We start from the raw sequence: 983 nt of genomic DNA, 5'->3' as shown, positions 1-983 counted from the left end.
GAGCCGATCTACATCTGCGAGGGCGAGAAAGACGTCCTGACCGCCGAGGCCGCCGGTCTGACCGCGACCACCAACGCCGGCGGTGCCTTGTCGTGGTCCGACGAGCACGCGAAATGGCTCGCCGGCGCCGGGGAGGTCGTCATCGTTGCCGACCACGACGCCCCGGGCTATCGCCGCGCGGAAAAGGTCATGGATTCCCTGGCCGGACGGGTGGGGTCGGTGCGGGTGCTGCGCGCGGCCACAGGCAAGGACCTCACCGACCACATCGAGGCCGGTCACCACGTCGGCGAACTCGCCCCAGTCCCGTATCTGGACCCTCACACCGCCACGAGCGCCGCCCGGTCGGAGGCCGGGGCCGTCCCTTTCGTCGGTGAGGCATCGACCGATCTCTCGGCCGATGCCTCACCCCTCTCACCTGATCACAACGACTCTGTCGGAGGTTCTTTCATGTCCGGAAATTCCACGGTCAACCTGTCCGGCCTGCACGGCCAGGAGGCCGGCCACCACCACGACGACACCATTGATCACATCGGCTCCAAATTCGCGATGTTGATCCGCGGCTTGATGCAGGACGTGTTGACCCGCGCCAATGAGAGTGCCCGGCGTCGCCGTGAGGCGTTGAAGGAGCAGGAGCAGCGCGACGCGAAGAAGGCTCGTGAGCAGGCCGCGGCGCTCGCCGCGCAACGCAAGGCCGCCGAGACCGCGCTGGAGAAGATACGCAAGACGGGCTGGGATCGCCTGTCGCGCAGTGAGGTCGCGGTCGCGCTGCACGAGGCTGTGACCTGGTCCGAGGAGTCCGACACCGCGCGGCGCGCGGCGGTCGAGCTGGCCAGCCACATCAAGCAGCGGTGGGGTGTGGAGGTCGACCTGTCCAGCGGGAAGGTCACCGTCGACGAGGACATGACCCCGAAGCTGGCGGCGAAGATGGCCGCCGCCGAACAGGAACGCGCCGCCAAGTCTCGTCTGGCCACCGCCCAAGACCG

1 protein-coding gene is annotated in these 983 nt (G+C 68.4%); it reads left to right on the top strand.

The features are described 5' to 3' along the window. The coding region (locus tag A5780_RS26545; RefSeq protein ID WP_156769676.1) for a toprim domain-containing protein at nt 1-983 on the top strand (983 nt) is incomplete at both ends.

Origin of the sequence: Nocardia sp. 852002-20019_SCH5090214 (assembly GCF_001665865.1) — a bacterium.
Classification (GTDB): domain Bacteria; phylum Actinomycetota; class Actinomycetes; order Mycobacteriales; family Mycobacteriaceae; genus Nocardia; species Nocardia nova.
This window is presented reverse-complemented; position numbering and strand designations above follow the sequence as displayed.